A 13,716-nucleotide genomic window follows, 5' to 3' on the forward strand; every position below is an offset into this window, starting at 1 on the left:
CGCGTCAGTGCCCCGCCTTGTGCGCCCAGCCGAACAAAGTGCGGCTGGTGCGGGAAAGCAGGAAGTCGATCGCGACCGCAAGCAGCGCGATCCACGCGACATAGGGCAGGATCACGTCCATCGCGAGATACCGCCTGACAAGGAAGATGCGGTAGCCCAGACCCACATCCGCAGCGATCGCTTCGGCTGAAATCAGGAACACCCAGGCCGGGCCGAGCGACAGGCGCAATCCCGCAATCAGGCGCGGCATCGCCTGCGGCAGCGCGACCCGGAGCAGCAATTGCCAGCTCGACGCGCCGAGCGTGAGCGACTTGACGATCTGCTCGCGGGGCAGGGCGGCGATATGTCCGGCCAGATCGCGGATCATGAAAGGCGCGATGCCGACCACGATCAGCGCAACCTTGGCAGTCTCGCCAAGGCCGAAGGTGATGAACAGGATCGGCAGCAATGCAATCGGCGGGATCACCGCAATGGCTGTCACCATCGGGCCGAAGGTGGTGCGCACCGGCGGCAGCGCGCCCAGCACCAGCCCCACAAGCAGCGCCGAAAGCGTGGCGATACCGAGCCCCATGCCGAGCCGGCTCAGGCTGGCCAGCGTATCTGCCCAGAAAAGGTATTGTCCGGACAGCGGATCGGCCTCGAAGATCAGTGCCGCCATCGCGCTCGCCATGGCGCCGGGCAAGGGCAGGATCTTGTCGGCAGGGTTGGCCGCGTGACGGCTCGCCGCAGCAATCAGATAGATCAGCGCCAGCACCGCGAGTGGCAGCGCGCCCAGAAGCAGCGCATTGCCGCGCGCGATCTTGCGATTCACCCAGCGCATCGGCCTGTCCGCCCCGCTATCCGCCTGCCGACCTTACAGCTTCCCGTCCGCGGCCAGTTGCATGAAGGTGGGATCGAAGCGCAGCGTGATGTTGTTCGTGTCGCCCAGCGTCTTGCCGCCCGGGAACTCCATCCCTACCGCATCGGCCGAGCGTGCGCCCTGACCGAACAGGCCCTGCGCAAAACTGAAATCTCGCACCCGTGTCATGGTGGTGACGAGATCGGGTGAAGCCATCGCCGTCACCGCTGTCTTGGGATCGGTGTAGAGATAGGTGGTGGCAAGCTGGCCCTCGAAGGCTTGCGCATCGGTTCCTGCAAGCTTCGCCATCGCCGCGCGCGCAGCTGCTCCCTCGGCATCGTCCTTCGCCATGATCGCCATGGTTTCGTACCAGATGCCCGCCAGCGCCTTGCCCAGGTCGGGGTTGGCCTTGAGCGTAGCGGTGTCGACCACCAGCAGATCGAGAATCTCACCCGGAATATCGGCAGAACTGAACACTGCCGTGGTGCCGGGCACACCTTTCATTGTGGTGACCTGCGGGTTCCACGCCACGGCGGCGGTGATCTGCGGTGATGCGAAGGCGCTGGCGATGTCGGCATCCGAGGTGTTGACCGTCTTCACGTCGGTCAGCTTCATGCCGTTTGTCTCGAGCGCGCGGGCCAGCAGGTAATGCGACACCGACAGCTCGACCAGATAGACCTCGCGCCCCTTGATCGCCGCGACATTGCTGTCGCCTTTCAGCAGCACCGCGTCATTGCCGTTGGAATAATCACCGAGGATGATCGCGCTGGTATCCTTGCCGCCCGCAGCGGGAATGGTCAGCGCGTCCATATTGGCAACCGTCACCCCGTCGAGTTTGCCCGCAGTGTATTGGTTGACCGACTCGACGTAGTCGTTGACCTGCACGAAGTTGATTTCGAGCCCGTATTTGTCGGCCCATTTCTTCACGATGCCGGTCTGCTGGGCATAGGGCCACGGCATCCACCCGGCATAGATCGACCAGCCGATGTTGAAGCTGGTGCGCGGCTCCGCCGGTTCCTCGCTGCCCGAGCAACCCGCCACCGCCAGTGCACATGCAAGTAGGAGAAAACGTGCCGCGCGGCGAAGCTGGTGGAGCATGATTCGGATTCCTTTCGCCAGCGCAGCATCACCCCATCGCCGGGGTTTGTCCATGGGGAATTATTACGATTGCGAACAAATGTAATATGCCTATCCTTGGTTCCACGCTGGACGTGTTTTGTTTCCGGCGGCTCATGGAAAGGATTGCGATGGCCCGAATTCCGGCAGCACGCCCCCTCCCGATCATCATGGCTTCGGCCCTGCTCGCCGCTTGCGCCGCGGAAGAGCCGCCGCCGCCTGCCGAGGGCCCCGCGCCCGATCTTGTCGAGAAGGCATTGCAGGTACCGGGCTTTGCCGACTTCCTTGCGGTCGATGGTGATGCCGTCTGGGTCACCAATGATGGCCGGGTGGAGAAGTGGTCGACCACCGAAAAACTCGCTAGCTTTGATGTCCCGCGTCCCTGCGGAACAATGGCGATTGCCGAAGGCTCGCTGTGGGTCGCCAATTGCAAGGGCGCCGAACTTTACCGCATCAATCTGGGCACCGCGACGCTCGAAGCCAAGGTCCCCACCGGCCTTGCCAACCCCAAGGGTGAAACCAATGTGGTCGCGGGCGCAGGCTCCGTCTGGGTGGCAAGCGATCCTGCCGGTGCCGTCGCGCGGATCGATCCGGCCACCAACGCGGTGATCGCGACCATCCCGGTCGCGGCCGAGACGTGGTACCTTGCCTTCGGCTTCGACGCGATCTGGGCTGTGTCGAGCGAGGGCAAGCTGCTGCAGAAGATCGACCCTGCCACCAACACCGTGGTCGGCACTGTCGCGCTGGGCGAAACGCCGGGCTTCCTCGCAGCGGGCGAGGGCGCGGTCTGGGTGCAGGAACAGGGTGACGGCACCGTCGCCAAGGTCGATCCCGAAACGCTCGCCGTGGCCGGGCGCACCAAGGTGGGCGACAATCTGAAGTGGGGCGATATCGACACCGGAGGCGGTGCAGTGTGGCTGCGCACCACCGATGATCAGACCATGGTGGTGATCGATCCCGAAAGCGGAGCGATTCGCGCGCGACTCGGCGAGGCTGTGGGCAGCGGCGCGCTGCGCTGGACCCCCGCAGGCGTATGGACATCGGCGCATGACAACCAGACGCTATCGTGGTGGAGCGCCCCCGTGGCAAAGTGAAACGTTTTTAAAGATTGACGCCTGCCCCGTCATAGGTGACGCTACGTCAATTCCGATTCCGTCAGGCGGCACGACGGATATCGGAAGGGGTTGGTTGTCACACAGCGATCAGCTCACCTCTCCATTTGTAGAGCAATCCGCGGACGGGATCATCCGCCGGGTTATCGCACAGGGGACGCGATAGAAGCCCCCGCCGATATGCCCGCTTGTCCCGATTCCGATTGGGGGAGGGTGCAATGCAGGTGCATACGGGGATCGTCAGGACGGATCCGAACAGCTGGATCGGCTGCCTGACCTATCAAAGCCGCGCAGTTTCGCGGCCTTCGGAAAGCGAACTCGAACAACTCGTCGCCAAGGCACGTCGGCGCAACCGCAGTCTCGGCGTGACAGGCATGCTGCTTTATGAAAACGGGCGCTTCCTCCAGACGCTCGAAGGCCCGCCCGACGGGCTGCGCAAGGTGTGGGCCTCGATCCGCGCCGACGAACGCCACCGCGATATCGAGGTGCTGACCGAACACATGGTCTCCAGCCGTCTGTTTTCGGACTGGGACTTGCTGCTTTACAGCCACGAGGAGAACAAGAGCCGGCGCCACCGGCCGAGCGATCTCGCCCCGCATGCGCTGGCGCATTATGTGCCGGGCATGGCGCAATTGGCGCTCGATGGTGACGACACCCGCATCAATGCGCGGCTTGCGAGCATCGCCGAACAGGGCTGGAGCGCGGACGACATTGTCTCTCACCTGATAGAGCCGGTAGCGCGGGCGATGGGTGATGCCTGGCTGACGGACAGGTGCAGCGAATTCGATCTGACCGTGGGGCTCAGCATGCTGCAACTCGCTGGCCACGCGGTGCGCACTTATGCCGGAGCGGCCAATCTCAGGCGCAGCCGCTATTCCGTCCTGCTGGCGACGGCTCCCGGGGAACCGCACATGCTGGGGACCGCGCTGCTCGCCGATCAGTTCACCGACGCCGGATGGCAGGTGGAAATGGCGTTCCCCGGCAGCAAGGAAGCGCTGGCCAACCAGATCGCCGGACAGGGGCACGATGCCGTCGACATTGCACTGTCCGACGCTCTTCCGCGACAGCGCGCGCTGGCCAAGCTGCGCGAAACGGTGGAGGCGAGCCGCAAGGCGTCGCCGGGGCATCTGGTGGTGGTTTCAGTCGGTGGGCGGATGTTCGCCGAGGCGACCGCAAGTGCGGCCAGTGTCGGCGCGGATCATGCGCGGCGATGCGTTGCCGGAACCAGCGTGCGGCTTGCCCAGCTGATCCGGCAGGGACGCACGCTGCAATAGAGCCGCCTAAACGAGGCCGAGCCGCTCCAGCTTCATCGCAAGCTTGCCGGGCAGGGCATCGCCGATGTCCTCGCCCTCGGCAACGTCCTTCGGCGCCTTGTCCTCGGTCAGGTAGCGCCAGCCCTGGTGCGCGCGTTTGGGCTGGGTGTGGACGCGGACGAGTTCGGGCGCGAGGCAGATGTCCCACCGCCCGTCCTCGGTCTTGGCAAAGCCAGTGATCGTCGATCGCGCGACGATTGCATGGTTGATGATCCAGTAGAGCGAACCGCCGACGCATTCCTCGTGCCGGGTCGGGCGGTTGCGGGTGGTCAGCCGGATCTCGCCGCGACCGCGATACCATCCGGCAAGCTGGTCATAGCTTTTCGCCCCGAAGGCGATCTTGGTCAGGTGAAGAGGCATGACCCCAATGTGGGCCTATGCCGCGCCCGATCAAGCGATAGAAAGGCCCCCGTCCACAATGAAGGGCGCACCCGTGGCAAACTTGCTCTCGTCGCTGGCGAGATAGACCACCAGATGCGCGATATCATCGACCTCGCCCATCCGGCCGATGGGCTGCGCCACCGAGAACGCCGCACGGGTTGCGTCCGGATCAGGCGTGCCGGCGATCACGCTTTCAACATTGGGGGTGAGGATTGTGCCGGGCTGCACCGAATTCACCCGGATGCCGTTCTGTTCGCGCGCGCACCACAGCGCGATCGACTTGGTCAGCATTGCCACTGCTGCCTTGGCGCTGTTGTAGGCGGCAAGATCGGGCGAAGGCTTGTTGCCCGCGGCGGACGAGAAATTGACGATCGAGCCGCCGCCGCCCTTCGCCATCAGCGGGATTGCCGCCTTGCAGCCCATGAAGATCGAATCGACATCGACCGTGTAGCAGCGTCGGAAATCCTCCGGCGAAATGTCCATGACCGATCCGAACACGGTGATCGCAGCGTTGTTCACCAGCACGTCGAGCCGTCCATGCGCGGTCTCAACCTCGGCGATAACCTCCTGCCAGCGCGCCCAGTCGGTGACGTCCTGATGCAGGAAGCCGCAGCCCAGTTCTGTCGCCGTGGTGCGGCCCGCAGTCTCGTCGATATCGGTGATGACGACATTTGCGCCTTCGGCCAGCAGCGCCCGCGCCGATGCCTTGCCCAGACCCATCGCGCCGCCCGTTAGCAGCACCACCTTGCCCGAAACCCGTCCTGCCATTTCACTCTCCCCGATTGTCTCTCGGGCAGAAGGGTTAGAGCGGGGCGAGGCCGGCTGCTACTGCCAAACCTAGGAAGGCGAAGAAGCCCATCGAATCGGTGATCATCGTCACGAAGACGGAAGATGCCACCGCCGGATCCTGATCGAGCCTTTCGAAAATCACCGGCACCAGCACGCCGGCAAGGCCTGCAATGCCGATATTGATTACCATCGCCAGCGCAATCACGATTCCCATCATCGGGCTGAACAAGACGCCTGCGGCAATCCCGATCAGCACCGCGATTGTGCCGCCATTCAGCAGCGCGACGCGGAATTCGCGCCACAGAATGCGCCGCGTGTTGGCGCGGGTCAGCTGATTGGTTGCAATCGCGCGCACCGCCACAGCCATGGTCTGCGTGCCTGCATTGCCGCCGATGCTGGCGACGATCGGCATAAGCACGGCGAGCGCCACCAGCTGCTCGATCGCCGCGCCGAACAGCGCGATGATGCTGGATGCGACCACCGCCGTGCCGAGGTTGGCGACCAGCCAGCGCACGCGGGCGGTGTAAGCTTCGCGGATCGGCTCGTTGATGTCGCCGTCGCCCGCGCCCGACATCAGCAGCGCGTCCTCGCCGGCCTCTTCCGAGATGATGTGCACCACGTCATCGACCGTCATCTGGCCGACCAGCCGTCCGCTCTCGTCCACCACCGCAGCCGAGATCAGCGCGTATTTCTGGAACATCAGCGCGACTTCTTCCTGATCCATCGTCACGGGAATCAGGGTCTGGTCGCGCTTCATCAGGTCGGTCAGACGCACGCTGCGCGGCGTGGTGAGGATCCAGTTCAGCGCGCAGGTGCCCACCGGATGGTGGCCTTCGTCGATGATGAAGACTTCGAAGAAATCATGCTCCAGATCGCCTTCCTCGCGCAGGAAGTCGATCAGGTCGCCCACCGTCATGTGTTCCGGCACCGCGACGAAATCGCGGCTCATCAGGCGTCCGGCGGTTTCTTCCGGATAGGAGAGCGCGCTGGAAACGGCGGCGCGGGTTTCGGGCTCCAGCTCGGCGATGATCGCGCGCTGGTCTGCCTCGTCGAGATCTTCGATCAGCTGCACCGCATCGTCGGTGTCGAGCTGTTCGGCAATGGTCGCCACTGCCTGCGCGGGCAGGGCCTCCATCAGGTCTTCGCGGACGTAATCGTTGAGTTCGGCGATCACGTCGCTGGTCATCAGGTCGGTGATCGCTGCCGCCAGCTCGGCGCGCTCGGACCGGTCGAGCAGTTCGATCAGGTCTGCGATGTCGGCCGCGTGGAGCGGTTCGACCAGATCATAGACCGCGCCCTTGTCGCCCGCTTCAAGAGCGAGATGCACGGCGCTGACGAAGGAGGGTTTGAGCCGGTTTTCCTCGTCGTGGCGTTCATCGTCGACCCGGTCGTCCGGGCGCACCTCGACCTCGCCTGCCTCGGCGATCAGCAGATCGTCTTCGGTGATGCGATCATCGGCCATTGGGAGGCGTTTACGGAGCGACCTATGAAAAGCAAGGGAAGAGGGTGACAGTCCCGCGCCGAACGCTATAGAACCGCGCAAATTCTTTCAGGAGACAGATGAAATGGCCGATACGCTGACTTTCACCCTCGACACCGGCGACGGCGAGCCCAAGGATGTCGTGATCAAGCTGCGCCCCGATCTGGCCCCTGGCCACGTCGCACGCATCACCGAGCTGGCGCAGGAAGGCTTCTACGACGGCGTAGTGTTCCACCGCGTCATTTCGGGCTTCATGGCACAGGGTGGCGATCCGACCGGCACCGGCATGGGCGGCAGTGACAAGCCCGATCTCAAGGCCGAATTCAACGCCGAACCCCACGTGCGCGGCACTTGCTCTATGGCGCGTGCACAAAACCCCGACAGCGCCAATTCGCAGTTCTTCATCTGCTTTGAGGACGCCCGGTTCCTCGACAAGCAATACACCGTGTGGGGGCAGGTCGAAAGCGGCATGGAACACGTCGACGCGCTGCCCAAGGGTGAACCGCCGCGTGCGCCGGGCAAGATCGTCAAGGCGACGGTCGCCTGATCTTTCGACGGTTGATCGGGTGACGCCGCGCCTTCTTGCCCCCGCGCTGTTGCTGGCTCTGACGGCCTGCGTCACCTATCCCGATATCTCGCAATCGCGCAGCCCGTGCCGGATGGAGCCGGGCGGGTGGTGCCCGTTTGTGCGCGAAGCGGCGGTGGAGGCGTGGCCCTACGCGGTCGCCGCGACCAATGCCTATACCGGCGACGACGATGTGTTCGTTGATGACGGACCACTGCTCGAACAGCTCGAGCGGCTGCCGATCGCCGAGGAGGACGCGAAGAAAGGCTTTGGCTACGAATTGTTCGCGCAATATGCTCCGGGCAGCGATGGTGATCCCAACCGCCGGCCGACCGCCCGCATCATGGCGTTCCGCGGCACCGATTTCGACGGCTTCACCGATATCTTCTACGGCAGTTTGCGTAGCGACCAGATCGAGATCGCACTGAGATATTTCGATTTAGAGCGCGCGCGCTGGGGCAGCGATCCGCAATGGATCGTGACCGGCCATTCGCTGGGCGGCGCGTTGGCGACCGAGGTTTCGATCCGGTACCCCAAAGTGCGCGCCTACATGTTCAACACCTCGCCCTTTTATGGCGGCGACGGGATGACGAACGACGTGCAGCGCACCGTCTTCAATGAAAGGGGCGAGGTGCTGCGCCGCTTTGCCCGGTTCGACATCGATCCGGCGGCGGATGTGTTCACCGTCAATTGCGGGCCGCAGAACGGGCAGTTCACCAAGCATAAGGTCAGGCCGCTGGCCGACTGCATCACCTGGATTGCCGCCTATGGCAGCGATGATGCGCTGGCGGTGGTAAAAGCCAACGCGGTGCCGAAGCCCATGGTTGAATGCGGCCCCGAGCAAAAGGCGCATCCGGGACGCGCGACCCGCCCGCTGGTGCCTTGCGTCCATCAGGGACGGCGCGAGGCTGAAAAGTCGCGCGATTGAACCCTGGCTCCAACGGCGCTATGGGCGCAGCCCTCATGAAACCGCAAACTCCTCCGCAGACCTACCGGGTCAAGAGCTTCGGCTGCCAGATGAACGTCTATGACGGCGAGCGCATGGGCGAACTGCTGGCCGAGCGCGGCATCAACCCCGCCGCCGAGGGCGAGGAGGCCGATCTCGTCATCCTCAACACCTGCCACATCCGTGAAAAGGCCGCGGAAAAGGTCTATTCGGATATCGGTCGGTTGGTGAAGGCTGGCGAGGAAGCGGGCAGGGCGCCGCTGATCGCGGTCGCCGGCTGCGTCGCACAGGCCGAGGGCGAGGAGATCATGGCGCGCGCGCCTGCGGTTTCCATCGTGGTCGGCCCGCAGGCCTATCACCGCCTGCCCGAGATGCTCGACAAGGCGACGAAGGGCGAGCGTGCGACCGACACCGACATGCCGGCAATCGCCAAGTTCGACGCGCTTCCGGCCCGCCGCAAGCGTGGCCCCAGCGCCTTCCTCACCGTGCAGGAAGGCTGCGACAAGTTCTGCACCTATTGCGTGGTACCCTATACCCGCGGCGCGGAAATTTCGCGACCTTTCAGTCACCTCGTTGCCGAATCGCACAAGCTGGTTGAAGCGGGCGCGAGGGAGATCACGTTGCTTGGCCAGAACGTCAACGCCTGGGCTGGCGAGGACGAGAAGGGCCGGCCCACGGGTCTGGGCGGACTGATCCGCACGCTCGCCAAAATCGACGGGCTCGAGCGCATTCGCTACACCACAAGTCACCCCAACGACATGGATGATGACCTGATCGCCGCACATGGCGAGGTGGCGAAGCTGATGCCCTATCTGCACCTGCCCGTGCAGGCGGGGAATGACCGCATCCTGAAGGCGATGAATCGCCAGCACACCGCCGAAAGCTATCTGAAGCTGATCGAACGCTTCCGCGCCGCCCGCCCCGATATTGCGCTATCGGGCGATTTCATCGTCGGCTTCCCGGGCGAGACCGAGGCCGAATTTCAGGACACGCTGAGCATCGTCGACGAAGTCCGCTACGCCGCCTGCTTCAGTTTCAAATACAGTCCGCGCCCCGGCACGCCTGCCGCGACGATGGACGGCCAGATCGCTCCGCAGGTTATGGACGACCGCCTACAGCGCCTTCAGGCCCGCATCGGCCACCACCAGATGGCTTTCAACGCCGCCAGCGTCGGCAAGACCTGCACCGTGCTGGTCGAACGCAAGGGCAAGCACGAGGGCCAGTGGCTCGGCAAGTCGCCCTGGCTCCAGAGCGTCTGGTTCGAAGCGCCCGCGGCCATCGGTGACATGGTCGAGGTGACGCTGGCCGAGGCGGGGCCGAACTCGCTCAGGGGGCTGGTGCGCGAGACAATCGCCTCACCCGCCTGAGGTTTCTTCCACCGCAGCCAGTTCTACCAGTTCGGGGTCCTCCGCGATCAGCACGGTGCCTTGCGCCTCGGTCATCTCTGCGGGCGGCACGGTGGGGTTGGCGGGATAGCTTTCGCCGTCGAACTTCAGCACCGCGGTGCCGGATGCCCCGCCGCCACCGCCGATGCTGACGGTGATATCCTTCCACCCGCCCGTGGCGCTATCGAGCACCGCAACGGGCGTGCGCGATACGCTGATGTCGCCGACCTTCCGCCACATCGGACCGGCCTGCGCCAGCACTAGCGTGTTGCACCCGCCGCTGCCGCACAGCCACGGTGTCACCACATGCACGATGGCCTCGTCCGTGCCGTCGCCGTCGAGATCGTGCCACGCCAGCGCATAGCGCATCGGCGCCGCCTCGGGATATTCCTGCAACAGGAAGTGGCGAATGTCTGCTTCCGCACTCGCGGGTGCCGTTGCTGGGGCTGCGGCCTCGCCGGTGGCCTCCGGCGCGGGCGGTGCTTCGGCGCCGCATCCTGCCAGACCAAGCACTGCGATCAGTGTGACAAATCGCTGCATTTCTCTCTCCCTCCGCTTGTGCCGGCCATTTTGCTCGACCGAGGGTGTGGTGACAAGCGCGTGACTTTCCACCGCGCAATACGGCCCCTACGCTTGCTTTGCGCCAACCCTGCCTTACCTTCACGACTCGTGGACGGGGGATTGTCCCTCGCTCCAAGCCAAAGGAAGCTATGGGCCGACGACCCTCCCGCGCCGCCAATCCGGCTCTTTCGCCCGATCCCCGCGGTATTGCCGCTCCCCGGCGCGCCCGGGTGGAGCTGACCTTCGAGAACCAGTCGCTGCTGGGGCCGCTGTTCGGCCAGTTCGATGCCAATCTGGTGCAGGTCGAGAACCGGCTCGGGGTCTATATCCATGCCCGCGGCCATCAGGTGGTGATCGAGGGGCCCGAGGACGACGTATCCCGCGCCCGCGAGACGCTGAAAACCATGTATGACAGGCTCGCCCGGGGCGAGGATCTCGATAGCGGCGCGATCGAATCGCTGATCGCCATGTCGGCCGAACCAACGCTTGAGGGGATCATATCGGGCGAGAGCGACACGCCGCCGATCATGATCCGCACGCGCAAGAAGACGATCGTTCCGCGGTCGGCAACGCAGATCGAATACATGCGCTCGCTGGCGAAGGACGACATCATCTTCGCGCTTGGCCCGGCGGGTACCGGTAAAACCTATATCGCGGTGGCCCAGGCGGTCAGCCAGCTGATTGCGGGCTCTGTGCAGCGTCTGATCCTGTCGCGTCCGGCGGTCGAGGCGGGCGAGAAGCTGGGCTTCCTGCCCGGCGATATGAAGGACAAGGTCGATCCCTATCTGCGCCCGCTTTACGATGCACTCTACGACTGCATGCCGCCCGAGCAGGTGGAGCGGCGGCTCGCGAATGGCGAGATCGAGATTGCGCCGATCGCCTTCATGCGCGGACGCACACTGGCCGACAGTTTCATCATCCTCGACGAGGCGCAGAACACCACGCGCGAGCAGATGAAGATGTTCCTGACCCGCTTCGGGCAGAACAGCCGCATGGTGATCTGCGGCGACCCGCGGCAGGTCGACATTCCGGGCGGCGACCGGATGAGCGGGCTGGCCGACGCGGTCGGGCGGCTGGAAGGGGTCGATGGCTTCGGCACGATCCGCTTCACTGCCGCCGACGTGGTGCGCCACCCCATCGTGGGCCGCATCGTCGAAGCTTACGAGGGCGAGGGCGCCTAACCCACGATTGCTCCGTCAGTCGCCGGATGCCCCTGCGCGCGGTCGCACACGCTGCCCGTCGTGGACCATGCTGGCCGGGTTGAGGATTACCTGCTGGCTCTCTGCCAGCCCGGCGCGCACCTCGCCCCAGTCCTCATTGATCTGGCCGATGGTCACGTCTGTCAGCCGCGCGCGCCCCCCGTCGATCACATAGACCTGCCATTGCCCCTCGCTGCCGCGCAGCAATGCGCCGACGGGGACGCGCAGCGCCTTGTCGTTGCGCCAGCGTTCGATTGTGGCGTCTACCTGAAACCCGTGCCCCAATCCGGCCGCTGCAAGGCGGGCCGGGTCGGCAAAGCGGATGATGACATTGACGCGCTGTTCTTCCACGCCCAGCGCCGAGATCTGCAACCGGCCGAAAGGCTCCACCCGCCACACCGTGCCGACCAGCGGTTCCGGCCCGCCCCAGCGGGTGATTTCGGCACGGTCGCCGGGTTGGACCTGCACCGCCTCGCGCGAGAGCAGATCGACGACCACTTCCAGAAGAGCCGGATCGCCGATGGTTATGATCGGTGCGCCTTCCAGCACCACGCCGCCGCTTTCGTTCAGGACGCTGAGCACCCGGCCCGAAGCCGGCGCATGGAGCGTAACGGGCGAACCTGTCGCGCCGTCGGGGCGGGCAAGCATCGCACTTAGCCGGGCGGCGTCGGCCCGGGCTTGCGCTACAGCGGCTTCCCCGACGATCACCCGCGCGCGGACGGCTTCGAGCTGCGCGCGCGAGATGAACTGGCGCGGAGCCAGTGCCTCTGCCCGGGCGAGATCGCTGCGCGCCAGATCCAGCCCAGCGCGGGCCTGATCGGCTGCTGCCCGTGCCGCTGCAAGCGCTGCGCGTGTTTCGGCAATGCTGCGCGGGTCGAGCGGGCTGGAAGGACGGCCGCTGACCCTGGCGATCTCCTGCCCGCGCTGCACGTTGTCGCCCGCCTTGAGCGCAATGCGCGAGAGGTATCCGGTGACCGGCGCCGACACGACATAGTGCTCCTGCGCTCGGGTGACCGCGTTATCGGTCACGCTGATGACCATCGGCCCGCGCGAAACGGTGCCGGCATCGACCTCCACCGCCTGCGGCCAGAAGGCAAAACCCAGCCCCGCCACGACAATCGCGGCGAGGATCAGCGGCCAGCGCCAGCGGGAGATCCGGTGCAGCATCATTCGCGCGCCTTCAGAACGCGCACCAGATCGAGCGCGACCACCCGCCGCGCGACCAGCGCGCAGGTGATCGCCGCTGCCGCCAGCACCACGATGATGGAAAGACCGTAAGTCGCACGCTCCGGCGCGAAGGGAATGCGGAACAGATCGGAACTGAACATCGCGGTCATCAACCGGCCCAAACCGACCCCCGCCACGCAGCCCAGCGGGATCGCCAGCACCACCAGCAGCGCCAGTTCCCCCACCAAAATCGCCGCGACCTCGCTGCGATGATAACCCAGCACCCGCAAAGTCGCCAATTCATGCGCGCGTTCGGAAAACAGGATCCGTGCGCTGTTGTAGACCACCCCGATCACGATCGCCGAGGCAAAGCCGACGAAGACGAAAAGCATGGTATAGAGGTTGTCGTCGATCATCGCCTCGAACAGTGCCAGCGCGGCGCTGCGCTCGCTCACGCCCAGCACCCCGGGCATTTCGTCCAGCCGCGCAAGCAGTTTGGCCCGCCGGTTCTGGTCGATCCGCAGCAGCGCGCCGCTCGCGGGCAGGGCATCGCGGGTGATCTGCATCAGGGTCTGCGCGTCGGCATAGGCGCGCGCGCCGATGAATTCGTCGACCACGCTCGCCACCCGGTAATTGCCACGGGTGCGCTTGCCGTCGAGCACCTCGACGCTGATCGCAGCGCCGATCGTCACTCCCAACTGGTCGGCGAGCTGGCGGCTCAGCATCAGTCCTGCAGGCGGCAATGCGAGGTGTGCGCCGTCGCGATCGATGCGGGCGGACAGGCGGCTGTCATTGTCGGCGCTCTCGATCGCAGCCCGTTCGGTGCGGTTGGCATGCGACAGGCGTACTGGCACCGCGCGGATC

General features: G+C 65.1%; 14 protein-coding genes. 6 read left to right on the top strand and 8 right to left on the bottom strand.

The window, feature by feature from the left end; translation table 11 throughout:
• Nucleotides 1–4 precede the first annotated feature (4 nt).
• Entirely contained in the window at nucleotides 5–820 is an 816-nt protein-coding gene (locus tag OIK40_RS08145) for an ABC transporter permease (RefSeq protein WP_273677673.1), read from the bottom strand.
• A 33-nt stretch (nucleotides 821–853) separates the two neighbouring features.
• Entirely contained in the window at nucleotides 854–1,936 is a 1,083-nt protein-coding gene (locus tag OIK40_RS08150; RefSeq protein ID WP_273677675.1) for a putative urea ABC transporter substrate-binding protein, read from the bottom strand.
• Nucleotides 1,937–2,085: 149 nt separating this feature from the next.
• Between OIK40_RS08150 and OIK40_RS08155 the strand changes: the two genes are divergently transcribed.
• A complete protein-coding gene (locus OIK40_RS08155; RefSeq protein ID WP_273677676.1) occupies nucleotides 2,086–3,048 on the top strand; it encodes a Vgb family protein in 963 nt (320 codons plus the stop codon).
• Nucleotides 3,049–3,284: 236 nt separating this feature from the next.
• A complete protein-coding gene (locus tag OIK40_RS08160) occupies nucleotides 3,285–4,340 on the top strand; it encodes a BLUF domain-containing protein (protein WP_273677677.1) in 1,056 nt (351 codons plus the stop codon).
• Nucleotides 4,341–4,346: 6 nt separating this feature from the next.
• Here the strand turns inward: OIK40_RS08160 and OIK40_RS08165 are convergent, their stop codons facing one another.
• The 3 genes from OIK40_RS08165 to mgtE are packed head-to-tail and all read right to left on the bottom strand — an operon-like array spanning nucleotide 4,347 to nucleotide 7,011.
• Nucleotides 4,347–4,739: a DUF1489 family protein gene (locus OIK40_RS08165; protein ID WP_273677678.1), complete on the bottom strand. Its 393-nt coding sequence runs from the start codon at nucleotides 4,737–4,739 to the stop codon at nucleotides 4,347–4,349.
• Between the two features lie 30 nt (nucleotides 4,740–4,769).
• Nucleotides 4,770–5,528: a glucose 1-dehydrogenase gene (locus OIK40_RS08170; protein WP_273677679.1), complete on the bottom strand. Its 759-nt coding sequence runs from the start codon at nucleotides 5,526–5,528 to the stop codon at nucleotides 4,770–4,772.
• Nucleotides 5,529–5,562: 34 nt separating this feature from the next.
• On the bottom strand, nucleotides 5,563–7,011 hold the full coding sequence (gene mgtE, locus OIK40_RS08175; RefSeq protein ID WP_273677680.1) for a magnesium transporter: 1,449 nt from the start codon (nucleotides 7,009–7,011) through the stop codon (nucleotides 5,563–5,565).
• 103 nt (nucleotides 7,012–7,114) lie between these two features.
• On the opposite strand from mgtE, the gene OIK40_RS08180 reads away from it, so the two are divergent.
• Genes OIK40_RS08180 through miaB form a run of 3 tightly spaced genes read left to right on the top strand, consistent with a single transcriptional unit; the run spans nucleotide 7,115 to nucleotide 9,907 of the window.
• The gene (locus tag OIK40_RS08180) at nucleotides 7,115–7,576 is read left to right on the top strand and encodes a peptidylprolyl isomerase (RefSeq protein ID WP_273677681.1); all 462 of its coding nucleotides are present in this window, start codon (nucleotides 7,115–7,117) and stop codon (nucleotides 7,574–7,576) included.
• Nucleotides 7,577–7,595: 19 nt separating this feature from the next.
• Nucleotides 7,596–8,522, top strand: coding sequence for an alpha/beta hydrolase family protein (locus OIK40_RS08185; protein ID WP_273677682.1), 927 nt, complete (start codon nucleotides 7,596–7,598; stop codon nucleotides 8,520–8,522).
• A gap of 35 nt (nucleotides 8,523–8,557) precedes the next feature.
• A complete protein-coding gene (gene miaB / locus OIK40_RS08190) occupies nucleotides 8,558–9,907 on the top strand; it encodes a tRNA (N6-isopentenyl adenosine(37)-C2)-methylthiotransferase MiaB (RefSeq protein ID WP_374211800.1) in 1,350 nt (449 codons plus the stop codon).
• Here miaB and OIK40_RS08195 read toward each other — a convergent pair.
• The gene (locus OIK40_RS08195) at nucleotides 9,896–10,465 is read right to left on the bottom strand and encodes a COG3650 family protein (protein ID WP_273677686.1); all 570 of its coding nucleotides are present in this window, start codon (nucleotides 10,463–10,465) and stop codon (nucleotides 9,896–9,898) included. The genes miaB and OIK40_RS08195 overlap by 12 nt on opposite strands.
• Before the next feature lie 170 nt (nucleotides 10,466–10,635).
• On the opposite strand from OIK40_RS08195, the gene OIK40_RS08200 reads away from it, so the two are divergent.
• A complete protein-coding gene (locus OIK40_RS08200) occupies nucleotides 10,636–11,667 on the top strand; it encodes a PhoH family protein (RefSeq protein ID WP_273677688.1) in 1,032 nt (343 codons plus the stop codon).
• Nucleotides 11,668–11,682: 15 nt separating this feature from the next.
• Here the strand turns inward: OIK40_RS08200 and OIK40_RS08205 are convergent, their stop codons facing one another.
• Entirely contained in the window at nucleotides 11,683–12,855 is a 1,173-nt protein-coding gene (locus OIK40_RS08205; protein WP_273677690.1) for an efflux RND transporter periplasmic adaptor subunit, read from the bottom strand.
• On the bottom strand, nucleotides 12,852–13,706 hold the full coding sequence (locus OIK40_RS08210) for an ABC transporter permease (RefSeq protein WP_273677692.1): 855 nt from the start codon (nucleotides 13,704–13,706) through the stop codon (nucleotides 12,852–12,854). The genes OIK40_RS08205 and OIK40_RS08210 overlap by 4 nt, the downstream gene beginning before the upstream one ends.
• Between the last annotated feature and the right edge of the window lie 10 nt (nucleotides 13,707–13,716).

Source organism: Erythrobacter fulvus, assembly GCF_028595285.1.
GTDB classification, from domain to species: Bacteria; Pseudomonadota; Alphaproteobacteria; order Sphingomonadales; family Sphingomonadaceae; genus Erythrobacter; species Erythrobacter fulvus.